Origin of the sequence: Calothrix sp. 336/3 (assembly GCF_000734895.2) — a bacterium.
Lineage (GTDB): Bacteria > Cyanobacteriota > Cyanobacteriia > Cyanobacteriales > Nostocaceae > 336-3.
On sequence record NZ_CP011382.1, the window covers coordinates 1673331 to 1699209 of the forward strand.

Here is a 25879-nt window from a genome sequence, read left to right on the forward strand (position 1 = left end):
TAGATTTTGATGCTGGGCTAGAGGATTTTCCTGGGAATGGATACTTGACATAGTCCTTCTGCATCAAGGGTGGAGTATCAAAAATTATCTTCTCAACGAGAAACGCGATTTCTATCTATACCCACAAGCTTCATCTTGACTTCATACCGTGGCACTATGTCTGAAATAGTATCAGTTATTTCACTCTTATTTTCCAGATTATTGTATTAAATTTATCCTATTTCCTTCCAGTTATCACGACGAGCGTTTAAAACAGCTTTCCCCTTTTCCCCATCTGCAATTTAGCTTTGTGAATGAGTTCAAACTAAACTTTTGCTAAAGTCACATTCTCTGCCTGATCCTGATATTTACCCTGCCTAGTTTCATAGCTAATAGCACAAGGTTCTCCCTCTAGGAATAATAGCTGCACAACTCCTTCGCGGGCGTAGATACGACAATCAGCACTGGAAGAATTGGAAAATTCTAAGGTCAAATGACCTCGCCATGCAGCTTCAGCAGGTGTCAAATTTGCTATTATTCCGCAGCGCGCATATGTAGATTTACCTATACAAATCACTGTAATATTTTCCGGAACTGACAACTTTTCTAGGGCGACACCTAAGCCATAGGAATGGGCAGGCAAGATAAAATAGTCACCATTCGCATCAGTATGTAACTCTGTGGGTTCCAGATTTTGGGGGTTGAAGTTTTTGGGATCAATTACAGTTCCGGGAACGTGCCGAAAAATGCGAAATTCCACGGGAGATAGGCGAATATCATAACCGTAGGAAGATAAACCGTAGCTGATAACGCGACGTAGTTGTGGACTTACGTTATCCTTGAGAGAAGTCGCAGGGTCAGTGTTTATTTCTCGGATTAAACTTGGCTCAAAAGGATAAATCATCCCTTTTGCCGCCATTTCTCCAATCCAGATATCATTTTTAATCACAAAAAGTCAGCAATATAAATAAACCAACCTTTCAGCATACCTCAGATAGTAACTAAAAAGTCATATAAGTTTAGTTTGAGGCAACCGGTTAGGGAAAAAAGAGCAATTAATATACCACTAGACAAAAACAGCTTATGAGTCATCGGTTTTGCAGTGTTCCGTAGATACCAGCTTTGAGACTGCAAGTTTAAACAAGCCAGTTATCACAATTTACAGTAAATACTCTGACAAAAAATAGTAATTTTATACATTAACCGACTCACAATAATTATCGCAAAGACTTAAAACTTTCCCAACTCTGGCTAAATACATCTGTAAAGATGCTCATTACAGTACGTTCTCTCAATTTAAGATTTACACTCACAGACATTCCTGATTGTAAGGAAATATCGCGACCGTTAACTGAAATTGCTTGTTTGACAAGATGTATTTTGGCTGGGAATCTGTAATAGGGGTAGATTTGGTCTGGTGGCAAAACATCGGAACCAATCCAAATTAATTTACCTTTGATATCGCCAAATTCACTATAGGGGAAAGAGTCAATACGCACATCAACATCCATTCCTTCTTTGATAAAGCCAATATCTTTGTTAGTAATATAAACCTTTGCGATTAATGCATCATCTGGAACTACTTTCAGAATCGGTTCACTAGATGTGACGACAAAACCTGGTGTGTGGGGTTTGAGTTCAAAAATTGTGCCATTACTGGGAGCTTTAATTTCCTCGTATTTAATATTAGTTTGTACTTGGTTAATTTGATTATCAATTTCAGCGATACGTTTACTATTTTCAATAATTGCTTTGGTGAACTGAGAATCTATTTCAGCAATTTGTTTATTGTTGCGGGCAATTTTCTCTAGAAGTTCATTCCGTGAAGTGGCAATTGTTGTTTCTAGCTTCGCTCCTGTTTGCGCGATCGCGGATTTTAATCGTTCTTTTTCTTCGCTTAATTGTTGAATCTGACTTTGCAAGTCTTTGACTTCCTGTTCTTGCTTAAAATATTGAATTTTTGATATAGCTCCTGCTTCCATTAATGGCTTTAAATTATTAGAAATACCTTGATTCATCATTAAAGATTGCTTGATGGTATCAATGCGAATCTCAATTTGATTAATCTGTCGTTTTGATTGCTCAATCTCTAGTTTTTCTGTACTTAAACGTGCATTTAATTCTCTTTGTTGTGATAGCAAACGCTCCTTTTGTTCTAGGGAAAGTTGACTTAATGATGTTCCCCCTAATTGCACTCGATATAATTCGTTTTCTGCTACTAATGCTGCTCGACTTTTAGACAAATCTAAAATTTCGTTAGAGATACCTGGTAATGAGCGATTTAATAAGCTTTTGGAAATTTGGGTTTGAGATTTATAAAATTGCTTTTCTTGAACTAAAGAAGCACGAATTTTTTGTAGAGAAGCAAGTTGCGATCGCACTGTAGTTGGGTCAAGACTTAAGAGCTTTTCCCCTGCTTTAACTTTTTGTCCATCCTTAACCAATACTTCCTTCACAACCCCACCCACTGGAGCTTGTACTTCTTTCACATTACCTGTGGGTTCAAGCTTTCCCTGGGCAGAAATTGCTTCTTCAATTTTGGCAAAATTAGCCCAAATTCCGGCTCCGGCGATCGCGCACATCAATACCCATAGTAAACCGCGTGACCAATTACGGGATGGGGTTAAAATTACTGGCTGATCAAATTGGAATTGTTGATTTTTATTGGTTCTAGTTTGTGGTTGTGATATTTTGTTAATATCTTCGAGTTCTCTTGATGATTGAATATCTAAATTATTGCCATATTGGTCGTTTTTTGAATGCTTTTTCTTAATATTCATGTTTGTGTCAAAATAGTTTATTAACTATAAGAATGTTTATTGAAATTATCGATATTTTTATAAAAAATGACTTGGAAGCAACAGAATAATTCGTGATTAAATTTAATTTAAACTTTGAAATATTCTTATCCATCATGAATTGACACCCATTTTTTGCTGCTGATACAAACAAAAATAAAGACCTTTTAAAGCCATTAATTCTTGATGGGTTCCCTGCTCTGCGACTCTACCCTGACTCATCATTAAAATGGTGTCAGCGTTTTGAATTGTCGCTAGTCTGTGGGTAATAAACAGAACTGTCTTTCCTTGTAGCGCTCTGGCTAAATTTAAACAAACCTGACGTTCGGTATCGTAGTCTAATGCACTTGTCGCTTCATCAAGAATTAGTAATGGGGGGTTTTGTAAAATAGTCCGAGCGATCGCAATTCTTTGTCTTTGTCCTCCCGATAGTCCTGAACCTCGCTGTCCAACACGAGAGTTGTAACCTTGGGGTAAACTCATAATAAAGTCGTGAGCGCAAGCTATTTTTGCCGCTTCGATGATTTCTTCAGAACTTGCATCTGGTAAGGTGAGAGCGATATTTTCCCGAACGGTACCATCAAATAACAAGGTATCTTGTAACACCATGCCAATTTGACGACGCAAAGAATACAATTCAACTTTACTAATATCGTAATTATCGATAAAAATTCTGCCTGAATCAGGTTCATAAAGACGTGGCAAGAGTTTTGTTAAAGTACTTTTCCCAGCACCACTTTGTCCCACAACTCCTACAAATGAACCCGCAGAAATTTCTACACAAACATTATCAAGTTGGGGAGTGGGACTTTTTTCAAAGCGAAAAGTGAGGTTTTCATAGCGAATTTTACCTTGAACTTCTGGCATTGTAATGTTATCACGTCCAGTAATTTCACTTTCCTGGGGACTATCAAGAATATCTCCCAGACGTTCTAGAGATAGGGCAGTTTCTTGAAAGTTTTGCCAAAGTTGAATTAACCGTAGTAAAGGACTAGTAGTATAACCTGCAATAATCCGAAACGCGATTAATTGTCCTAATGTTAATTGGTCTTGAAGAACCAGATAAGCACCAACCCAAAGTAATAATAAACTCGACAATTTATTTAAAAAAGTACTAATAGAACTAGCAGTACTAGAAATTAAAACATTACGAAAACTTGCACTAATATAACGTCCATAACGTCTTTGCCACTCATAACGGGAATTCAATTCAATATTTTGAGCTTTAACAGTTTGAATCCCAGATACAACCTCAACTAAATAGGATTGAGTTTCACTATTGTTCTCAGCTTTGGTACGGGTTTGTTTGCGGATAATGGGAGCAAAAATAAAGGTGAGTAAAGCAAAAAGCGGAACTGTAGATAAAGCAACTAACGTCAGAGTCCAGCTATAAAATAGCATCACCCCAACATAGATAAACGAGAAAATCGCATCTAAAACAACCGTTAAAGCTTTCCCCGTTAGAAAAGAGCGGATATTCTCCAATTCATTGATACGAGAAGCAAGTTCCCCCACAGGACGACGCTCAAAATATCGCAATGGTAAACGTAATAAATGGTCAATAACCTCCGAACCTAAAGCCAAATCAATCCGGTTAGTTGTATCCACAAATAGATTAGTACGCAGCCAAGTTACCACAGCTTCTGTAATGGCGATCGCAATTAATAAAACCCCTAAAACGCTGAGAGTATTCCCACCTTTATGTACTAACACCTTATCAATAATTAACTGGGTAATCACAGGATTTGCCAAACCCAAAACTTGCACAAATAAAGAAGCCAGAAAAACTTCAATTAGGGCAAAATAATGTTTTTTAAGTGCAGGTACAAACCAATGTAAACCGAAGCGATGTTTGGGTGTTTCCTTAGTTGCTTGCAGTAGTAAAACCTGTGCTTCTTCTCCCCAAGTCTCGGCAAAATCTTTGGTTTTTTTCCGTCTGATTCCTTGTTCGGGAATACCCAAAATCAATTCTTTTTCCGTCGCTTGATACAGTATTGCATAACTATCTTCCCAGGGAATTAATGCAGGTGTCGGTAGTTTAGAAATCGCGACTGTGGGAATTTTTACAAGTTGCGACGATAATCCAGTTAATTCTGCCAATGCACCACATAATTGTAGAGAAGCACCACCGTTGCGTTCAATAGAATTCACTAAAGTTCTACGTAAAACATCCCGACGAGATGGAACTTGTAAATGCTCACAAATCATTTGTAAACAAGCAAGTGTTGCATCTACATTCCCACGACCAGATATAAAAGGATATTTAATTGTATTTTGGGAATATGCAGGAATAATCTCTGGTTTTTCCGGTGCATAGGGTGCATTATCCCAGATAGAAACAAGGGGAAGAGAGGAAGGAATTGCAGGAGATAAAAATAAAGGAAGAGAAGAATAATTTAAGCCAATTAAACGAATATTTTTACTTGCTTCAATATAACTGTTATTATCGGTCATTACCGAATTTAAACAAGTACCCACATCAAAGTTAGAACCATCACTACTCACCAACCACAACAAATTTTGGTCAAGTTGGGAAAGTTTAGTTTTACCTCTCGGTAAGTTCTGAACCTTTGCAGATTTAACCGCAGTCATTGCAAATTCTTGAAGTTGCTCTAAATTTTCACCCTGTCGTTCCAGTTCTGCTCCCAACAAGTTAAATACTTCTATTAGCGTGCAACAATTATCAAAAAACTCCCCAACCACAGGTTCATTCTTCAGAAGTTCCCAAAACTCCTCAGCAGAAAGGGTTAAACATAGCGTCTCACAGGATGCGATCGCGGTTTCACAACTAACACCACGAATTAGACTTACCCATCCCAGAATTTCCCCCGGTTTTAATATTTGTAAAGTATCTGGACTATTTGTACCAGGAGAATTGACAAGTAATCTTGCTTGTCCTTCGTAAATAATTACAACTCTTGCAGGAAGGGACTCTTGGGACACAATTGCTTGACCCATACGATAGCGTAAAGGTTGAAGCTTACTAGCAATACGTTCAATTAAGACAGAATCAAATCTGTTAAATGGTGGGATACCTGTAAGAAAATCTATAACAGTACTATTATGGGCAGTCATGGGATTAATATATTTGATGTGATAGCTGCGGAATTATCAACTTCCTATTTCTGTAGATTTTGGACTGTTATTTGTACCTTACCCATTTCCTGCGTTAACCACGTTTCAAACAGGCGATTCTGAAGTTGATTTCGCATCGTCTCATCTAACTGAGCAGGGATTAACTTTTCTAACCGGAGAATAATAAACCAATTTTCTAAACGCATTGGTTGCCATAATTGTCCTGGTTGGGAAGATGTGAGTTTTTGAGCAAGTAATGGATGGGGTTGACTCAAAGGTACTGGTCCAATTAATCCTCCTGTTTGTGCTTCCACCCCTGCTGAATAACTTTTTGCACATTCTGCAAAGGATTGTTCCCCTGCTTTAATTCGATAGTAAAGTTCTTGAGCTATTTCGGCATTTTCTGTCCGAATCAGAGAATAAATAACTTTATCAAATTTAGATTTTTGAGTTAAAAAAGTCGATTCAACCTTGGAACCAAAAGTTAGCTGTTTAAATTTCTCTAATTTGAACTCGCGAATCGCCACTTCTGGTAATTCTTCCTCTGTCATCCCGTAGTGCTTCATCACCGCAGAACGTGCTGTAGGTGTTGTCATCTGATGAAAAAACTGCTTAATTACATTCTCTTGTTCTTCTGGAGTGATTTCAATAGAAGCGATCGCTTCATCAATAATTAAGATGCGTCGCAACTGCGGCAACATTTGATGCCTGATTAACAAAGGAATAATTTCCGTAGCATTCACGCTACGATTACCAATTTGAATCGAGTGAGTCATTACCTAAATAATTACATAATGAAGAATATAAAACAGCTAAAATCTATTGTAACTTCACCCTTAATCATTACCTAGTAACTACTTCTAATCCACCCTATCTATACGTATTTTTTTCAATATCAATCATCAGACCATCAGTAATATTACGATAATTCAATACATCTATAAATACAATCATAGGAAATAGAAATAATCCTTCTCAGCATTTATCTAAAACCGATTCAAAAAATGTTTACGACAGATACCCCACCCGCCCTATCGGGAACCTTCCCCAAAATCGGCTACCCTCGGCAATCAGTCTCTTCCTATTACTCCATCAATGTTTGTTTTCTTGTATGATTTTTGGCTAATACTGTTTTAATATTGATATTTTCCATTAGGAATCAATAAAATAGAGAAGCGGCATAGTTATCGGATAGACATACCACTTCTCCATCATTCCTATTCTATTTCCTGGTCACATCTGAGAACTTCTTTATCAAGTAACTTTCAGACAGAATCAGCCTGATTTCTTCCTATTTAGGACTGACACAAACAACGGATGAAACTCTGATGCTGTAGGTAATTGCAATTCACGAATTCCCACTACAGCGTATACTTTTGCTCAAGTCCTCCCATAGTTCCTAAGCTTACCAAAAAACACTTAGACGTATGCAAAGGAAGAATCTTTGAGGCTTAACTCAGAAGAACCCTCAATAACAGCTACTAACTCATCTTTCGAGTCAAATTGACCATCCCCATTGCTATCCAAGAAAATACCTACACCTTGTTCCATACCTGCAACCTGACCTAAAACATAATTGTCAGCACTTCCTACCAACTGAATTTTGTCTTCTACAGCATTGAAATCGGTGATTAAAGCATAATCTTGTAAACCCGCTGAATTGTTATCACCATCATTGTAAAAGGCTTTTTTGTCACCCAACACAAAGTAGTCAGAACCACTACCACCCGTCATGATGTCAACACTACCCTTACCAAAAGTAGTGGTGGTATCTGCACCTAGCAAGTAATCGTTACCAGCACCTCCAACAAGTTGGTCATTTCCTATGTTGCCTAGTAACTGGTCATTACCCTCACCACCATTGAGGTAATCATTACCATCCCCACCATTTAGATAATCGTTGCCAAGTTCGCCGTAGATTTTATCATCACCAGCTTGTCCAAAGAGAGCATCTTTACCATCACCAGCAATTAAAGTATCTTCACCCTCCCCAGCTTCGATGGTGTCGTCACCCATACCAGCATTCAGGATATCGTTACCAGCGCCACCTTTGAGAATATCGTTCTCTGCACCACCATACAGGGTATCGTTACCACTGCCACCATCAAGAATATCGTTACCTTCTTCCCCATAGAGCGCGTCATCATCTGCACCACCTAATACGGTGTCATTGCCAGTTCCTGCAATCAGGGTATCGTTACCACTACCACCATCAAGGATATCGTTACCCTCAGCACCGTTCAGGATGTCGTTACCCTCAGCACCGTTCAGGATGTCGTTACCTGCGCCACCATCCATGATGTCATCACCTGCGCCACCATCCATGATGTCAAAACCATCGCCACCGTAGAGAGTGTCATTACCTTCATTGCCGAGAACAATGTCATTGCCATCATCCCCAGTTACTAAGTCATTTCCGGCACCACCTGCGACAACATCATTACCCGCACCACCGTAGACAAAATCATTCCCTTCGCCGCCATCCATCCAATAATCATCACCAGCCTCACCAATTAGAACATCACTACCAGTTCCCCCCATAATCACATCATTGCCATTACCTCCTACTAAAATATCGTTACCATCACCACCATCAATGACATCGTTTCCGGCTTCCCCATCTATGTGATCATCACCGACACCACCAGCTAACCAATAGTCATCACCTTCACCACCGGTTATTGTGTCGTTACCACTGCCACCTTCGATGACATCGGCACCAGTACCACCCATTAAGATATCTTCATTATCTCCACCGTTGATGTAGTCGTTACCATCACCACCGCCAACGGTATCATTACCCGCATCGCCATAAAGAGCATCATTACCAGCATCGCCCCAAAGGGTATCAGCATCTCCACCCCCGTGGATGTTGTCATCGCCTTCTCCACCAGTTATGACATCTTCACCAGTACCACCATCGATAATATCTGCACCTTGGGCACCGTTGATTTTGTCATTGCCTTCTCCAGCAAGGAGGATATCATTACCCTCACCACCATCCATGACATCATCACCTTCACCACCATCCATGACATCGCTACCACTTTCACCATAAAGCGCGTCATTGCCAGTGCCACCACTCATCCAGTAGTCATCACCTTCACCACCAACCAGCAAATCATTACCTGCTTCACCTTCGAGAATGTCATTACCTTCTCTAGCAATTAAGATATCGTTGCCACTGCTACCTTTGAGATGATCATCACCGCTACCACCATCAAGATAGTCATTATCATCACCACCATCAAGGTAGTCATTTCCTAAACCGGCTTGTAGGACATCTTTTCCAGTGTCACCTATCAACTTATCGTTTCCGGTACCGCCATTCAGGGTATCATTGCCAACACCACCTTCAAGAACATCATTCCCAGCATCACCATTGATAGTATCGTTACCTTCCTTACCGGCTAACCAGTAGTCATCACCTTCACCACCATTGATGATGTCATCTCCAATACCCCCGTCAATGGCATCTTTACCTTTACCACCAATCAGAATGTCATTTCCAGAGCCACCTGTTAAATAATCATTATTGGTTTCTGAACTGTCATTAGTAGCATTTGTAGAGTCTGCATCACTGACAAAACCTGCTCCTGTATAATCAATTGCTCCACGATAGATGTAGTTGCCGTTAGCATCTAGTCCCCAGGATTGATCGCCTTCATCACCATGCATCCAGTCATTACCGTCTCCACCAGAGAGCTTATCGTCCCCAACACCACCTTCGATGATGTCGTTACCATTATCACCCTCTAACCAAGAGTCGTTACCTTGATTACCAGCGATAATATCATCACCTTGGTTAGCTACAAGTACATCATTGCCATTACCACCATAAATGGCATCATTGGTTGTGCCACCAAAGATAACATCATCTCCGTTAGTACCACCGAGAGTATTGGTGTCGTTATTGGTTGCTAATTTTTCTTGTTTAAGCATTGATTTTTATCTAAATTCTTTTGTTTTTATTCTCTTAATATAAAAGTGATTTTATACCGGGCAGTATAGTCAAAATACTGAACAAAATAAGTTTGACAAGCACGGAAAAGGAATAAAGATATATGAAATATTTGATAAAGATTCAGGGTTTGTACGACTCAATGGAGATATAGAAGGGAAGAGAATGCCTGATAAATGGTTGTCGATGAAGTGAATAATACATAACACAGGAAAATATACGTTAATAACAACTATGTAAAATCCTCAAGAAGGAATTTCCGGAAAAAAACAATTTATTTTATTTAGTGCCATGGAAAAGTTTTGCACTATGGCATTGTTTTGAGAGTCAAGAATAGGTATTCAATATTTGCTGGATAATATTTCCTGCATTGAAAATCCATTTCTAGCCACGATTACAGGCTATGAAGTATTAAATTGTGGACTTCATGAACTTCTAGCTTGATGTATTTTTGACCTCAGTTGAGAAGATAATACTGAAAACCTAAATAATACCTAAAGGTCAAGCTTAGAAAATGCTGCCACAGGTTATCATGAAATATTGTGGAAATCTCTGTGTCTCATACTGTTGCATCTATGACCGCATCCTACGACCCTAGTAACTCCAGTAAAAGCAGTAATCCCCATGGTTTCATTGCTGATCATCGTGCGGTCGATCGCGGCAAGTTGAGTCAAATGTATCAGCACTATGTGGAAACCAAAGATAAGTATCCCCATGCAGTGCTGTTGTATCGCGTTGGAGATTTTTTTGAATGTTACTTTCAGGATGCTGTCATCTTAGCAGAGGAATTGGAATTAGTTCTCACTAGTAAGCAAGCAGGAGAACAGGGAAGAGTTGCCATGTCGGGGGTTCCTCACCACTCCTGGGAACGTCATGCAACTTTGTTGGTAGAAAAGGGTTATGCGGTAGTTATTTGCGATCAGGTGGAAGATGCAGCAGAAGCGGCGGGGAGATTGGTACGACGGGAAGTGACTCGTGTTCTCACCCCAGGAACTCTGCTAGAGGATGGAATGTTAAAAGCAAGTCGTAATAATTACCTGGCAGCAGTGGTAATTGCGGGGGAACATTGGGGACTTGCCTATGCAGATATCTCTACGGGGGAGTTTGTCACCACCCAGGAAAGTAATTTGGAACATTTGCAACAGGAGTTAATGCGTCTGCAACCTGCGGAGGTGTTAGTTCCTACCAATGCACCGGATTTGGGGAGTTTATTGCGTCCGGGGGAAAAGTCTCCGAATTTACCGGAATGCTTACCACCCAATTTTTGTTACAGCTTGCGATCGCAGATTCCCTTTGCTCAAGGAGAGGCTAGGTCAAAATTATTACAAGTATTTAAATTGCGTTCCCTAGAAGGCTTGGGCTGTGAGCATTTACCCCTCGCTGTCCGGGCTGCGGGAGGTCTATTAGAATACTTGGAAGACACGCAAAAGTCTGGTTCTATACCTTTGCAACCCCTACGCACCTATACCCTCACGGACTTTTTGATTGTAGACCATCAGACCCGGCGTAACCTGGAAATTACCCAAACTGTGCGGGATGGCAGCTTTCATGGTTCCCTACTTTGGGCGCTGGATCGGACTAGTACCTCCATGGGTAGTCGAGCATTACGACGCTGGTTGTTACAACCCCTACTTGATATTAAAGGTATTCGTGCCCGTCAGGATACCATCCAGGAATTAGTCGAAAATACGCCCCTACGTCACGATTTACGGCATTTATTACGGCAAATCTACGATTTAGAACGGTTGACAGGGAGGGCAGGTTCAGGGACAGCGAACGCACGAGATTTGGCAGCTTTAGCCGATTCCCTGGGAAAATTGCCAGAATTAGCCTATTTAGTTGCAGAAGCGAATTCTCCTTTTCTCAAGGCTATGCAAAAAGTGCCGCCCTTTATGGAAGAATTAGCGGCAAAAATTAAAGCCCATATTGTCGAGTCGCCACCAATATTAATTAAGGAGGGTGGTTTAATTCGCTCTGGGATAAATCCTCAACTGGATGAACGACGGATTTTAGTAGAAGAAGACCAAAGGTGGATTGCAAATTTAGAAGTTGATGAACGTTCTAGGACAGGTGTTCCCACACTCAAGGTAGGTTTTAATAAGACCTTTGGTTACTATATCAGTATTTCCCGCGCTAAGGCTGACCAAGTGCCGACAAATTATATCCGTAAGCAAACCCTGACGAATGAGGAGCGCTACATCACCCCAGAGTTAAAGGAACGGGAAGCGAGAATCCTGAGTGCGCGGGATGATTTGAATAAGTTAGAGTATGAAATTTTTCTGGCATTGCGGGAAGAAGTCAGTAAACATGCGGAGACAATTCGGAATATTTCCCGTGCGGTGGCAGCAGTCGATGTGCTGTGTGGTTTGGCAGAATTGGCGGTGTATCAGGGGTATATTCGTCCAGAAATAGTAGAGGGGCGCTCGATAAATATCACAGATGGTAGGCATCCGGTAGTTGAACAATCTTTACCTGCGGGATTTTTCGTCCCCAATTCCACAAATTTAGGGTGGCAGGAAACCGCAGAAGAGACAAAGGGGCGATCGCCAGACTTAATTATTCTCACAGGACCAAACGCCAGTGGTAAAAGTTGCTACCTACGTCAGGTGGGATTAATTCAGCTCATGGCGCAGATTGGTAGCTTTGTCCCCGTAAAGTATGCAAATTTGGCAGTGTGCGATCGCATTTTTACCCGCGTCGGTGCAGTGGATGATTTAGCGACAGGGCAATCTACCTTTATGGTAGAAATGAATGAGACAGCCAATATTCTCAATCATGCTACCGCTAAATCCCTCGTTCTGCTGGACGAAATTGGACGGGGAACTGCAACCTTTGATGGACTTTCCATTGCTTGGGCAGTTGCAGAATATTTGGCTACAGAAATCAAATCTCGGACGATTTTTGCCACCCATTACCATGAATTAAATGAGTTAGCAGGAATCTTAGAAAATGTAGCAAATTATCAAGTCACAGTCAAAGAAATGCCCGATAAAATTATCTTTTTGCATCAAGTACAACCTGGTGGAGCAGATAAATCCTACGGTATCGAAGCTGGTAGATTAGCTGGTTTACCCGCTTCGGTAATTCACAGAGCAAGACAGGTTATGGGACAAATTGAGAAACACAGCAAAATTGCCGTGGGTTTACGTCATGGGTTAAATGTGGATGAAATTTAAACCTCAGAGATTTTCAATTACCTTCTGAATATCCCCACAGACGTTCCATAGGAAATTAAAATAATTCGTAATTCGTAATTCGTAATTCGTAATGCTCCCTGCGGAGAGCTTCGCTAACGTAATTACGTTTTGTGACGGAGATTTAAACCCCGACACAAAACACGCTCCTTATAGAAGCAGGGGACTTAAACCCCCAAAGTTGGTTAATTCGGTATCCGGCAAAAATCCTAGATTTTTCCTACTTAGTGCTTTTCTGTAACCATTGCACCACACCTTGGGCGATCGCCTGGGCTAATTTTTTTTGTTGTTTCTCATCAGTCACCCACTCAAATTCCTGGGGGTTACTCATAAAACCCAATTCCAACAATACCGAAGGTGCAGCAGAGGGGCGAGCTAATGCTAAATTATTCCAAAACACCCCATAGGATGGACGGTTTAATTCCTTTACCAGGTAATTATGCATAAATATCGCCAAACTATGGGCTTGGGGATGATACCAGAAAGTCCCAATTCCCCTTGTATTTTCCGCATCACCATTATCCGGTAAAGAATTATAATGAATCGACAGAGCCAAAGTCGGTTCTTCCTGGTGAATAATTTTTTGTCTATCTGGTAAAGATACTTCCTTATCGGTATCCCGCGTCATCACCACCGTTGCTCCTCGTTTCACCAATTCATCCCGCAACAGTTTGGACACAATTAAATTAACATCCTTTTCCAAATAACCCGTCGGACCCGCAGCACCAGATTCATTGCCCCCATGCCCAGGGTCGAGGAGAATTTTAGTACCAGTTAAAGGCTTATCCTTGGCGATCGCCGGAGCATGACGTAAAGTCAAAATCAAGTTACTCCCCTGGTAGCGCAGCTTGTAACCCCACTGTTGGTCTTTTTTGAGGTGAAAGGTATATCGAGTTTGTTGTGGAGTCACCTGTTGCCAATCGAGGCGAGAAATTAAAGGATTATCATCCAGGCGAATAATATCAGTTTGGGCTGTGGTATTGTACAGATTGAGAGTGAAAGTTCTGCTGCCCTGCTCTACAGTTAGTGGTACCGTCGTCTGTAAGGGGAAAATAATTTCCGTTGCCCTGGGGAGTTGGCGAGATGTCACACTGCGAATAATTGCTTTTGGAGGAATCGCGCCAGGGATAGTGATAGTTTCTTTACTGTTAATCCACCCACCGTAATCTAAGCGTAACCAGTCACCATCTTTACCAGTGACAGTTGCCCTAGTTCCCTGGGGTAAAGGCGTAAGTCTAGAATAATCAGTACTTGAACCAGTGCGAGCCACCCCCCCATCTGCTGTAACTTCTATGACTGGCAATTTTGCTGGTGCAAGAATTTGAACTTTTCCTTTACCCTCTTGGGTGAGAGTCTTACCATTGAGTGTTAGTTGGAATTCCGGTTTTCCTAAGTCCATATCTTTGGTATTGTCAGGGAGAACAGCACCAGAAATGATGTTGTTACCGTAAATTAGGGTGCTAACATTTTGAGTTACTTCTGGAGTCAATTCCATGCAACCAGCATACTTAGTTGTCCTCAACTGGTCAGTAGATTGGCTTGTACCTGTAAGAGCTGCGAGGTTACTAGGCAATTGTACTTGCTGGGGTTGGGGTGACAGGATAATGGTTTGATTAGCTAATTTGACTGATACCTTAGCACTGGGAGTGGCGATCGCGCTAAAACAAACCACTTCCCCTGGTAATCTGGCAATATCCACTGCTGGTATGAGAGAATCTGGAGCAAAACCTAATCCCTGTGGTATCTCTGGTTGGTTGGCAACTCTGATGACTTTGATCTGAACTTCCTGATTCTCGTAGCGAAAAGTAAACAGGTTCTCTCCTAAGTTTAGAGGGAAGTTTGGGGCAAAATGACCACCTAAACTACGGGTTATTGGCTTACCATTAACTAGAACCTGTCCTGTTGGTGGTGCAGTGCCAATGAAAAATATTCTATCGGCACTCGTTTGGTAGTTATTTTTAGGAAAAACAACCTTGAGAGACTGTTCATTTGCCATTGCTACGGAGGGAACAACTATAGAGCTTAGCGATATAAATCCTAAAAGTGATTTCATTCTCATGGGTAATTGGTCATTATTGAAGTTTGTCAGTTTGTCAGTTGTCAACACCCAACACCTAACTACTAACCAACAACATAATCCCAGTTATTTCATCAATAATTCTGGATTAGGTGTAATCTATTACCTATTACCTATCAGCCATTAGCTATTACCTCATAAAGTTTACTGTGGCACAATTGCGGGGTGTTTTTTTAGAAGTTGCTAGAAATTCAAAATACAATGAGTAAGTTTGTATTTGTTACTGGTGGTGTCGTTTCCAGTATTGGCAAGGGAATTGTCGCAGCAAGTTTGGGAAGGTTACTTAAGTCACGGGATTATTCTGTTTCGATTCTCAAGCTTGACCCTTATATTAATGTTGATCCAGGAACCATGAGTCCTTTTCAACATGGGGAAGTGTTTGTTACCCAAGATGGGGCAGAAACCGATCTAGACTTGGGACATTACGAACGCTTTACTGACACTTCCATGTCTCGCCTAAATAGTGTCACCACTGGTTCAATTTACCAAGCGGTAATTAACAAAGAACGTCGCGGTGACTATAATGGTGGCACTGTCCAGGTGATTCCCCATATTACGAATGAAATTAAAGATCGGATTATCCGAGTCGCTCGTGATACTAATCCTGATGTGGTAATTACAGAAATTGGTGGCACTGTAGGGGATATTGAATCCTTACCGTTTTTGGAAGCAATTCGCCAATTACGCAAGGAAGTAGGACGGCAAAATGTTCTATATATGCACGTCACCCTGATTCCCTGGATTGCCTCAGCTGGGGAAATGAAAACTAAACCCACCCAGCATTCTGTTAAGGAATTACGTTCCATTGGCATTCAGCCAGATATTCTGGTTTGTCGTTGCGATCGCCCAATTTCCACAGGCTTGAAACAAAAACTCTCGGAGTTTTGTGATGTACCTGTTGAATGCGTAATTCCCGCAGTGGATGCCAAAAGTATTTATGAAGTCCCCCTGATTCTGGAACGGGAAGGACTTGCCCAGCAAGCACTAGAACTGCTGCAACTCGAAGACCACAAGCCAGACCTGAAACAGTGGCAAAATATGGTAGAAAAATTATACACACCAAAACATAGTGTAGAAATTGCCATCGTCGGTAAATATGTCCAGCTAAGTGATGCCTACCTGTCTGTAGTGGAAGCACTACGTCACGGAGCAATGGCAATGAGTGCGGATTTACGCATACGCTGGGTAAACTCCGAAAAACTGGAAGTAGAAGGTGTGGAATCCTACCTCAATGGTGTGGATGGGGTACTAGTACCTGGTGGTTTTGGCATTCGCGGTGTAGATGGCAAAATAGAAGCCATTCGCTATGCTCGTTCGATTAAAACACCCTTCCTCGGTTTATGTCTGGGGATGCAATGTGCTGTGATTGAATGGGCAAGAAACGTAGCAGGTTTAAGCGATGCTCACAGCGCTGAATTTGAACCCCACACGGAAAATCCTGTCATCAACTTGTTACCAGAACAACAGGATGTCGTCGATTTAGGTGGAACAATGCGTCTCGGTTTATACCCCTGTCGAGTATTACCGAATACCCTTGCCCATCGACTCTATAAAGAAGAAGTCATCTACGAGCGTCACCGTCACCGCTACGAATTTAATAATTCCTACCGCAACCTATTCATCGAGTCAGGCTATGTAGTCAGTGGCACATCCCCCGACGGGCGTTTAGTAGAGGTAGTCGAATTAGCCAACCATCCTTTCTTCGTTGCTTGTCAATTCCACCCGGAATTCCACTCTAGCCCCAGTAATCCCCATCCTTTATTTACAGGGTTTATTGAAGCAGCGATCGCCCATACCCAACTCCGCTCAGATGCTGTCACCCCTGCACGGGTATCTTAAAATTCAGTATAAACTAGCTGAAGATTCCAGAGTAATTACGCACAACGTCGAGGTAGTCAAAGACTTATACTCAGCATAGTGGGTATTGTGCTGAGAATACGACCAAAACAGGATATGAGGAGAACTCGTGGCGTACTGGGTGAAAATCCTTTACGAGAGGAATGAATACGTGGTGAATTTTGATTGCGTCAATGCCTTTTGTTATGAACAAAATGGCAGAGTCACCTTTTGGTTACCCGACTGTGCCATCCCAGTTGTGATTAATCCTCACAGTAATAAAGAAGACTATCAAAAAATCCTAGAATATATTGCCCAAGCTACCAGTAATGATCAAAATAGCCATTACTGGGTAAAAATATTTTATGAAAGAAATGAATATGTGATTAATCTCAACTGCATCAGTTCATTTTGTTCTGAACCTAATGGCAGAATTACCTTTTGGTTGCCCGATGGTATTATCCCAATCATTATTCATCCTGTAGCAAATCCAGAATCCTACGAGAAAGTCCTCAACTATATCAACAAAACTACTGGTTATTCCTTTTCATAGTCAGCCTTTTTCACCAAAGCTAACTTCGCAGCACCAACCATCCCCGCAGCATTTCCTAGCTCTGCGGGAAGGATTTCCAAACCAACACGGGATGTGGGTAATACTCGCTTTTCGATTTCTGCGATCGCCCCAGGTAAGAAAAACTCACAACTAGCGCTCACACCCCCACCAATCACTACAGCTTCCGGGGTAAGTACGTAAATTAAGCTAGTTAAACCGATACCTAAATCCCTACCATATTCCTGCCAAAAAGCCAGGGCAGACTTGTCTCCCTGTTGTGCCAAAGCACCCAATTCCGAGGGTTCTTTCCCCGTACGGCGGCGAATTGCGGTTACTGACGCGAATTGCTCCAGAGAACCCTGGTTACCACTATTACACACATGACCATCGGGATAAAGGGTAATCAAACCTAATTCCCCAGCTGCCCCCCGATGTCCGACAAATAATTTACCATCCAGAATAATCGCTCCACCCACGCCCGTACCCAAGGTTAGGAGAATCAGGTTTTGAAAACGTCTTCCAGCCCCTAGCCAAGCTTCCCCTAAACCCGCGCAGTTCGCATCGTTGGCTAAAATCGTCGGTTTTCCCGTCTTTGCTTCTAGCCAGTCAGCTAGGGGCACATCCTGCCATCCGGCTAAGTTAATTGCCACCAGAGCAATTCTTCCCTGAGCATCCGCAGGTCCTGGGGTACCGATACCAATAGCTGTAGAATGGTTTTCTGGGTCAACTTGGGCGATCGCCTCTACTATGGTTGTGAAAACTGCCGTAGGTGTGGCTGGTTGTGGTGTTGCCACTGTGAGAGATTTTACACAATTACCATCGGCGGTAAATAGTCCTAGTTTAATTGCTGTACCACCCAAATCAATCCCAATTACTGCTGTCATCGCAATTCCAGATTTTAGATTTATGTCTCTGTAGTATAGTGTTTGTCTGTAAACTCATACCCAGCAACCCATAAAAAAGTTTTTCCATTGCTGATATATATTCTGTTCTACTAAAGACTAAAGACTTCTCTTTAAGACTGCAAGGGAGTAGGGGGAGAATTTTCTGTTTGTTGCACAGATATAGGATTTATTTGGGGATAGGGATTTTTCCCAGTGGTTTTGTCTATGCTTCGCTGATTTTTATGAAAACGATGCTGTGAAAAAAAACGCTGGTGACGGGACGAAAGAAATATTCTGTGATGCGATGTTTCTGAGAAATGACTGAGTGGCGATCGCCAGGAAATAACTCACTTTTAGTTCAATTTCAGTCTAATTTGAGGGAATAATACATTTAGCTTTATCAAAATAAATATTTTATCACTAGATATTCTGTTTGCAGCTAGCCAATCTGGGAACAATAAATGATATACGGGTTCTCGTTTAATTCTCTTATAAAGAAGAGTTTCTCCTCACTGAAAAATGAAAATCAAATCGCTCCCGTAGCAATGATGCCAACCCCCAAAAAATCCTCATTCCCTCCCTGCGGCAACCGCCATGTAATAGGAGCGGCTCTAATTGGGATTGCGATCGCCCTGCTTCCTGGATGCACTCAATCACAAAACCCGAAGGTACAAGCTCCTACCCCTGTCTCTGAGCAAGCTGTACTCCGCATTAGTGTGCAGCCAACCCAAAACAAAGCCGATCAAGAAAAAATGATTACGCCACTAGATGCCCACCTAGAGAAGGTGTTAGGGCAACAGGTCGATTTTATCATTGCCAAAGACTATAAAGATGCGGTGGATATGTTGGTGGATGGACGAGCGAATGCTTTCTATGGTGGAGTTGTCTCCTATTTTGAAGCCTTGGAACGGGGAGCAAAAATGATACCCCTGGTAGCACCCATCGATGCAGATACTGTTCGACCCTGGTATCGTTCCTGCTTTGTTGTGGCAGCAAATAGCCCGATCAAAACCTTAAATGACCTGAAGGGTAAGCGAGTGGGTTTTGTCAGCCGCTCCTCCACGTCGGGCTATCTTATTCCTGTAGCAGCGCTCAAAGAAGAGGGAATCGATCCAGAGCGGAATTTTGCTCAGGTAGTGTTTGGTGGAACCCATGCAGAAACTGAGGCGTTATTGACAACAAATCGGGTTGATGCCATTGCCACTAATTTGGCTACCTATAATCAATGGCAGAAAGAGGGTAAGGCTGAAAATGTTCGGATTGTTTGGCAGTCAGTTCCAGTCCCCCATGCTCCGGTAATGGTTTCTAGTGATATACCACCGGAGTTGTTGGAGAAACTCACAGAAGCTTTCTTGACGACACCTGCGGGAGTTAAAGACTTGATGGGTGCTAAAAGTGTCGGATATACCTTGGTGGAAGCGGAGGATTACAAATCCATTGGGGAATTACGCCGTCAACTCAAATTATCAGGGGAGAGCAGCCAGTGAAAATATCGACGAAGTTTGTAGGTTTTTCGGTGGCATTGGTGGGAGCGATCGCTCTCATTTCTGGTGGCAGTACCCTCTGGCGTAATCATATCCAAGAAACCACCCACGAAAGGTATACCCAAGCCCAGCGCCGGATTCAAGCAGCAACCCTGGTGCAAAATCGCCTGTATGCGGAAATTCTCGAACTCAAGGATCATATTTTGTTCCGCAATATAGACGAGGAAAAAGAGGATGAGTTCGACGTGGGGGTTGAAGAGGCACTCGATCTGTTGGAATCAGTGGTATCGACACCAGAGATTAAATATATCCGCGCTCGGCAGGAAATTTTTGAGGAATTAGAAGAAAATCTGATTGAGGGGATTAACAAGGGAGCCACAACAACACCAATCGAAATCAAAGCTGATTTTAGAGCGATAAACGGCTTTAAGCGAGATATTGACTTTTTTTTGGATAAATTAACCAAGCAGGCTCAACAGCAAGCAAAGGAAGCCGAGCAAGAACTGGAGCGGGTAGAAGCGATCGCCGTGAACAGTTCCTACGCCACCATTGTTCTGCTGATAGTGATGGTATTAGGCATCTTTTGGCTGGTTTTGCGTCCCACAATCCAATCGCTCAAACAACTTCAGGAAGGAGCTAATGAGATTGGCATGGGTAATTTGTCCCATCGGATGGAAATCCATACCCAGGATGAAATTGAGCAGCTATCCCAGGCGTTTAACCAGATGGCAGAACGTTTGGGAATTTCTCAAGCTACAGTACGACAAAAGTTAGAGGAAATAGAAGTTGCTCGCGCCGCCGCCGAAACTGCCAACCGAGCGAAGAGTCAGTTTCTCGCCAATATGAACCACGAATTACGAACCCCGCTCAATGGCATCCTGGGTTATGCTCAAATCCTCCAAAATGACCCTGGAACTACTGCTAAACAGATGAAAGGATTAGGAGTAATTCAACAATGCGGTTCCCACCTACTCACTCTCATCAACGACATTCTGGATTTATCCAAATTGGAAGCGCAAAAAATGGAACTCTATCCTCAGGATTTCCACCTAGCAAACTTCCTTGCCACCACCGTAGATATTTGCCGCGTCAAAGCCGACCAAAAGGGTGTGGAGTTTCATTATCAACCAGCTGCAAACCTACCCACTGCTGTGTCTGCCGACGACAAGCGACTGCGACAAGTGTTATTGAATTTGCTCAGTAATGCCATCAAATTTACCGACTTTGGCACCGTCACCTTCCGAGTTGAACCCGTCAATGAAGCCAACGAAACCGTTGCAACCCAAAGAATTCGCTTCAAAATTAAAGACACTGGTATTGGCATTGCCCCAGAAAAACTAGGCAATATTTTCTTACCCTTTGAACAAGCTGGTAAGCGCGATCGCAACAGTGAAGGTACTGGATTGGGACTTGCCATCAGTCAACAAATTATCGAGAAAATGGGCAGCAGCATTCAAGTTGAGAGTCAGCTTGGTCAAGGAAGTGTTTTTTCCTTTGAAGTAGACTTGCCACCGGCTTCTAATTGGACAGTTGGGCAAGCGATCGCCAATCAAAAAGTGATCGGTTACGAAGGTGAACGACGCAAAATCTTGGTAATTGATGATTATCAAGAAAATCGTCTCGTGGTCATCAGTATGCTAGAACCACTAGGCTTTAAGCTCGCAGAAGCTAGGGATGGAAAAGAGGGTTTGGATATGGCAATGCAAATGCAACCCGACTTGATTATTACCGATGTGCATATGTCTGTAATGGATGGCTTAGAAATGACCCGTCGTCTGCGGCAATTATCCGAATTTGCCACCATACCAATCATCGCTTCCCCTGCTACCTTGTCTCAGGTGGATATGCAAGACAGTCTGGATGCTGGGTGTAATAGCTTTTTCCCCAAACCCATGGAATTGAACGGTTTACTTGTCGAAATACAGCGATTCTTGCAGTTGCAATGGATTTACGAAACCCTAGCAGAACCTGTCCCAGCAGTTGCGATCGCCAGCGATGAAAACAAACTAGTTCTACCTCCAGCCGCAGAACTCACAGCTCTGTACAATGCTGCCCAAGGTGGATTCATGACCGATATACAACAGGAAGCCAACCGTATCAAGCAATTATCACCAGAATATGTCGTCTTTGCCAATCGGGTGCTAGAACTTAGCCAACAGTTTGATGATGAGGGCATTCTGCGTTTACTAGAAACTCGCTGATAGTTGTACTTCAATCGGTTGGCAAATCCTAATAACAATTAGCCATTTATAGGTAGTTTATTTCTTTCAAGAATTTATGTATGTTCTTTGATGCTCTTACTCAGGAAAACACAATTTTAGTTGTAGACGACACCCCTACCAATCTGCAAGTATTATTTGATGTACTCAGCGACCAGGGTTATCGAGTTGCGATCGCCAAAAATGGTGAAACTGCTCTACAACGCTTGCAAACATCCCAACCGAACCTGATTTTGTTGGATGTAATGATGCCAGGAATCGACGGTTTTGAAACCTGCAAACGTCTTAAAGCTAATCCTAATACCTGTGACATTCCTGTAATCTTCATGACCGCGCTTTCGGACTCGGTAGATAAAGTCAAAGGTTTAAGTTTGGGCGCTGTAGATTATATCACTAAGCCGATTCAGCACGAAGAAGTATTGGCACGCATCCGGGTACATCTACAACTGCGAAATGCCATTCGCATTATGGAACAGCGTACAAATGAACTCAACCAAGCACTAGAAAACCTGAAGCAAAGTCAACAGCATCTGGTTCAGGGTGAAAAAATGTCTGCTTTAGGTCACTTGGTAGCTGGAATTGCCCACGAAATCAACAATCCCATGAATTTCATCTACGGCAACCTCACCTATGTCAGGGAATATACTGAAGATTTATTGGAATTTGTCCAACTTTACCAGAAGCACTATCCCAACCCAGTAGAGGAAATCCGAGAGCGAGCAGAAACTCTGGACTTAGGATTTTTGCAAACCGACTTGCTGAAGATGCTAGGTTCGATGGAAATAGGTAGCGAGCGCGTCCGTGAACTTGTCCTTTCTCTTCGTAATTTCTCCCGCTTGGATGAATCGGAATTCAAAGCTGTTGATATTCATGCAGGTATTGATAGTACCCTGTTGATTTTACAACACCGTCTGAAAGCTAAACCCAATTTTCCAGCCATTCAAATTATTCAAGACTACAAACAGTTACCAGAAGTTGAATGCTACCCCAGTCAACTGAACCAGGTATTCATGAATATTTTAAGTAATGCGATTGATGCTTTAGAAGAATCAGCGATCGCTGTACCCACTATCACCATCCGTACTTCTGCCATCGATAATGACTGGGTGACAGTTAGCATTGCTGATAATGGTGTTGGAATTGCCGAATCCATTCGCTCTAAACTCTTTAATCCTTTTTTTACAACCAAACCTGTTGGCAAAGGAACTGGATTGGGGTTGTCGATTAGCTACCAAATCATCACCGAAAAACATGGAGGCAAGATTGAGTGTTATTCTACTATGGGTCAGGGAACCGAGTTTGTGGTACAAATTCCGGTAAGACAAATCATGGTATAAATGGCTGGACTTGCTTATAGCGTTTCCCAAGCTGTCGGAAGTACACCCCACCCCGAAGTTTGCTCAACGGGGGAACCCCCACACACAACTTCTCTCCGCGCTGTCTCGCACCCTCCCCTTATTAAGCAGTAGGGAGTGGTCTTTTGTATCTCACTCCTTGTGGGAAAGACTATATTAATCAACTATTTTCAAAATCTATTCAATTATCTTGGAAATAGAGAAATTACTTTGTGGCGATCGCCAGGAAATAACTCATTTTTACCTCGATTTCAGTCTGTTTTGAGGGAATAATAAATTTAGCTCTATCAAAATAAATATTTTATCGGTAAGAGGTAATTATAATGCATTCATCTCCTGAAGATTATCGCCTAAAAGGCAAAACTAGAGGTTTGGGTGCTAATCTGCAAAACTGGTTATCAAGACTCAGCATAACAACTAAAATTAGACTAGGCTATACCTTCACTCTGGGAATTGCTTTATCGGGGACAATTACCGGAATCATGATTGGGGAAATATACGAAAAACATTCCCAGGATTTAATTAAGAAAGCACTGGAAGAGAATCACTTGCTTTATGAATTAACAACAGATTTATTAGAAGCGAAAAGTCTTGAGCAGGAGTTAGTATTTCTAGTAGATAAACCAGAAAAATTTAAAGTTAGATATGCACTATTTCTTAAGGAATTTCAGGACTTAGAAGATACCTGGTTAAAGGTTAAAACTTCCTATGCAGAAGCAACAGAAGATACAGAGGAGAGAGAAATTTTTAAAAAAATAGCTCAAAAATATGAGAGCCTAGTAGAAGTTTATTTTCAAGAAGCTCGCAGAATATATAAACAGTTAGAAAATCCAAATATTACCCAATCAGAAATTAATAATTTTCGTCAACAGCTTGTGAATTTCAACAGCAGTAAGACCGCTCTGAAAGTTGCAGATTTTATCGAAAGTATGGATAATGCTACACATGTCATTAACGAAGGAGTCGAGGAAGTATCAGAAAGTCTGGCTACTTTTGCAATGATTAGACTAGCTATAGTTGGTGCTAGTATTTTGATTGCTGGAATTATAGCTCAGATTTTCATATCCTACATGATAAACAATCTGTCTCGTCCCCTGAAAGCAGTTACAAAGATAGCAGAACAGGTGATTCAAGAATCTAATTTTCAACTACAAGTACCTGTGACAACAAAGGATGAAGCAGGGATTTTAGCTAATACTTTTAATCACTTGCTGACTAAAATTAGATATTTACTAGCAGAACAACAGCAAGCTCAGGAACAACTAGAAATTCATAATCAAACTTTAGAAGCACAGGTACAGGCAAGAACTGAAGAATTGCAAGCCAAAAATATTGATTTACAAGCGGCTATGGTAGAGTTGAAAAATACTCAGAATCAAATAATTCAAAGTGAAAAAATGTCTAGTTTGGGGCAGTTAGTTGCTGGAGTTGCCCATGAAATTAATAATCCCGTCAGCTTTATTTATGGTAATCTAGCTCCCATCTCTGAATATACCTATGATTTATTAGAATTGATAGAAAATTATCAACAAGTTTATCAACAGCCAGAAAGTCTAATTACAGACTGTATTGAAGAAATAGATTTAGAATACTTAAAACAAGATTTACCCCAGCTTATCGATTCCATGAAAGTAGGTGCAATACGCATCAGGGAAATTGTCAAATCACTGCGAAATTTCTCCCGTCTTGATGAAGCAGAACATAAGGAAGCGGATATTCATGAAGGGATTGATAGCACTTTAATGATTTTACGCCATCGTTTAAAGGCAAGTGGAGAACGTCCAGAAATTTCAGTTATTAAAGAGTATAATCAACTGCCTTTAGTTACTTGTTATCCAGGACAATTGAACCAAGTATTTATGAATATTCTCAGTAACGCAATTGATGCTATTGAAGAATATAATCAAAAACGGACAAAAGAGGAAATAAAGCTCAATCCTAGTCAAATTAAAATTTCTACTCAGGAAATTGAAAATAATTGGGTGCGAATTGCAATTAAAGATAATGCAGATGGGATTTCAGAAGCAATTATTTCTAAGTTGTTTGACCCATTTTTTACAACCAAACCTGTGGGTAAAGGTACAGGTTTAGGGTTATCAATTAGTTATCAAATTATTGTTGAAAAACACATAGGGAGACTAGCTTGTAATTCTCAATTGGGTGTAGGAACTGAATTTGTGATTGAAATTCCTATTCAAGTCGCTAATAGATAGGGGATACCAAGTTTATCAAATAATAATATTGTTTTCTAAAGACGTTATGCCAGAAAACAATACCAATTTTAAAAATCATTGCAATACAGAAGAAACCTGTAATACCATTTCACGAAAATCCTGAAACATATCCAAGCTCTAAAACCCTTGTCAAACCAGGATTTATTAATTACGTTAGCGTTAGCTCTCCCGCAGGGAGCATTGCGAATTACGAATTGCGAATTGCGAATTGCGAATTGGTATAAGTACTT

15 protein-coding genes are annotated in these 25879 nt (G+C 41.4%); 8 read left to right on the plus strand and 7 right to left on the minus strand.

The window, feature by feature from the left end; translation table 11 throughout:
- Positions 1-304: 304 nt before the first annotated feature.
- The 5 genes from dcd to IJ00_RS06715 form a co-directional block, all read right to left on the minus strand.
- Entirely contained in the window at positions 305-898 is a 594-nt protein-coding gene (gene dcd / locus IJ00_RS06695; RefSeq protein WP_035158561.1) for a dCTP deaminase, read from the minus strand.
- A gap of 298 nt (positions 899-1196) precedes the next feature.
- Positions 1197-2759, minus strand: coding sequence for an HlyD family efflux transporter periplasmic adaptor subunit (locus tag IJ00_RS06700; RefSeq protein ID WP_035151240.1), 1563 nt, complete (start codon positions 2757-2759; stop codon positions 1197-1199).
- Positions 2760-2891: 132 nt separating this feature from the next.
- Positions 2892-5852, minus strand: coding sequence for a peptidase domain-containing ABC transporter (locus tag IJ00_RS06705; RefSeq protein WP_035151242.1), 2961 nt, complete (start codon positions 5850-5852; stop codon positions 2892-2894).
- 44 nt (positions 5853-5896) lie between these two features.
- The gene (locus IJ00_RS06710) at positions 5897-6628 is read right to left on the minus strand and encodes a peptidylprolyl isomerase (RefSeq protein ID WP_035151245.1); all 732 of its coding nucleotides are present in this window, start codon (positions 6626-6628) and stop codon (positions 5897-5899) included.
- 643 nt (positions 6629-7271) lie between these two features.
- Positions 7272-9794 (minus strand): calcium-binding protein, encoded by a 2523-nt coding sequence (locus tag IJ00_RS06715; RefSeq protein ID WP_052754406.1) that lies wholly within the window; start codon positions 9792-9794, stop codon positions 7272-7274.
- A 594-nt stretch (positions 9795-10388) separates the two neighbouring features.
- Between IJ00_RS06715 and mutS the strand changes: the two genes are divergently transcribed.
- Complete coding sequence (gene mutS / locus IJ00_RS06720) at positions 10389-12989, plus strand: DNA mismatch repair protein MutS (RefSeq protein WP_035151247.1); 2601 nt, start codon at positions 10389-10391, stop codon at positions 12987-12989.
- 238 nt (positions 12990-13227) lie between these two features.
- On the opposite strand, the gene IJ00_RS06725 is transcribed toward mutS, so the two are convergent.
- Positions 13228-15060: an N-acetylmuramoyl-L-alanine amidase gene (locus IJ00_RS06725; protein ID WP_035151249.1), complete on the minus strand. Its 1833-nt coding sequence runs from the start codon at positions 15058-15060 to the stop codon at positions 13228-13230.
- Between the two features lie 4 nt (positions 15061-15064).
- Between IJ00_RS06725 and IJ00_RS28810 the strand changes: the two genes are divergently transcribed.
- From IJ00_RS28810 to IJ00_RS06735, 3 genes are all read left to right on the plus strand, one after another.
- Positions 15065-15211 carry a hypothetical protein gene (locus IJ00_RS28810; RefSeq protein WP_168163434.1) on the plus strand — a complete coding sequence of 49 codons (147 nt, stop codon included), beginning with the start codon at positions 15065-15067 and terminating at the stop codon, positions 15209-15211.
- Between the two features lie 74 nt (positions 15212-15285).
- On the plus strand, positions 15286-16923 hold the full coding sequence (locus tag IJ00_RS06730) for a CTP synthase (protein ID WP_035151251.1): 1638 nt from the start codon (positions 15286-15288) through the stop codon (positions 16921-16923).
- A gap of 127 nt (positions 16924-17050) precedes the next feature.
- Entirely contained in the window at positions 17051-17473 is a 423-nt protein-coding gene (locus IJ00_RS06735) for a hypothetical protein (RefSeq protein ID WP_035151253.1), read from the plus strand.
- Here the strand turns inward: IJ00_RS06735 and IJ00_RS06740 are convergent.
- Entirely contained in the window at positions 17458-18357 is a 900-nt protein-coding gene (locus tag IJ00_RS06740; protein WP_035151256.1) for an ROK family protein, read from the minus strand. The two genes, IJ00_RS06735 and IJ00_RS06740, sit on opposite strands and share 16 nt — an antisense overlap.
- Before the next feature lie 545 nt (positions 18358-18902).
- Here IJ00_RS06740 and IJ00_RS06745 point away from each other — a divergent pair.
- The 4 genes from IJ00_RS06745 to IJ00_RS06760 all read left to right on the plus strand — a co-directional run bounded on the left by IJ00_RS06745 (position 18903) and on the right by IJ00_RS06760 (position 25628).
- Positions 18903-19844: a phosphate/phosphite/phosphonate ABC transporter substrate-binding protein gene (locus IJ00_RS06745; RefSeq protein WP_238178446.1), complete on the plus strand. Its 942-nt coding sequence runs from the start codon at positions 18903-18905 to the stop codon at positions 19842-19844.
- The gene (locus tag IJ00_RS06750) at positions 19841-22042 is read left to right on the plus strand and encodes an ATP-binding protein (RefSeq protein ID WP_035151257.1); all 2202 of its coding nucleotides are present in this window, start codon (positions 19841-19843) and stop codon (positions 22040-22042) included. Before IJ00_RS06745 ends, IJ00_RS06750 begins: the two co-directional genes overlap by 4 nt.
- A gap of 80 nt (positions 22043-22122) precedes the next feature.
- Positions 22123-23397, plus strand: coding sequence for a sensor histidine kinase (locus IJ00_RS06755; RefSeq protein ID WP_035151259.1), 1275 nt, complete (start codon positions 22123-22125; stop codon positions 23395-23397).
- 341 nt (positions 23398-23738) lie between these two features.
- Positions 23739-25628 (plus strand): ATP-binding protein, encoded by a 1890-nt coding sequence (locus tag IJ00_RS06760; RefSeq protein WP_052754407.1) that lies wholly within the window; start codon positions 23739-23741, stop codon positions 25626-25628.
- The last annotated feature ends 251 nt before the right edge of the window (positions 25629-25879 follow it).

What these genes read in the sequence shown, in the direction of transcription:
- dcd (WP_035158561.1), bottom strand. Translation starts at nt 898, where the DNA reads ATGGCGGCAAAAGGGATGATTTATCCTTTTGAGCCAAGTTTAATCCGA.
- IJ00_RS06700 (WP_035151240.1), bottom strand. Translation starts at nt 2,759, where the DNA reads ATGAATATTAAGAAAAAGCATTCAAAAAACGACCAATATGGCAATAAT.
- IJ00_RS06705 (WP_035151242.1), bottom strand. Translation starts at nt 5,852, where the DNA reads ATGACTGCCCATAATAGTACTGTTATAGATTTTCTTACAGGTATCCCA.
- IJ00_RS06710 (WP_035151245.1), bottom strand. Translation starts at nt 6,628, where the DNA reads ATGACTCACTCGATTCAAATTGGTAATCGTAGCGTGAATGCTACGGAA.
- IJ00_RS06715 (WP_052754406.1), bottom strand. Translation starts at nt 9,794, where the DNA reads ATGCTTAAACAAGAAAAATTAGCAACCAATAACGACACCAATACTCTC.
- mutS (WP_035151247.1), top strand. Translation starts at nt 10,389, where the DNA reads ATGACCGCATCCTACGACCCTAGTAACTCCAGTAAAAGCAGTAATCCC.
- IJ00_RS06725 (WP_035151249.1), bottom strand. Translation starts at nt 15,060, where the DNA reads ATGAAATCACTTTTAGGATTTATATCGCTAAGCTCTATAGTTGTTCCC.
- IJ00_RS28810 (WP_168163434.1), top strand. Translation starts at nt 15,065, where the DNA reads ATGGGTAATTGGTCATTATTGAAGTTTGTCAGTTTGTCAGTTGTCAAC.
- IJ00_RS06730 (WP_035151251.1), top strand. Translation starts at nt 15,286, where the DNA reads ATGAGTAAGTTTGTATTTGTTACTGGTGGTGTCGTTTCCAGTATTGGC.
- IJ00_RS06740 (WP_035151256.1), bottom strand. Translation starts at nt 18,357, where the DNA reads ATGACAGCAGTAATTGGGATTGATTTGGGTGGTACAGCAATTAAACTA.
- IJ00_RS06745 (WP_238178446.1), top strand. Translation starts at nt 18,903, where the DNA reads ATGATGCCAACCCCCAAAAAATCCTCATTCCCTCCCTGCGGCAACCGC.
- IJ00_RS06755 (WP_035151259.1), top strand. Translation starts at nt 22,123, where the DNA reads ATGTTCTTTGATGCTCTTACTCAGGAAAACACAATTTTAGTTGTAGAC.
- IJ00_RS06760 (WP_052754407.1), top strand. Translation starts at nt 23,739, where the DNA reads ATGCATTCATCTCCTGAAGATTATCGCCTAAAAGGCAAAACTAGAGGT.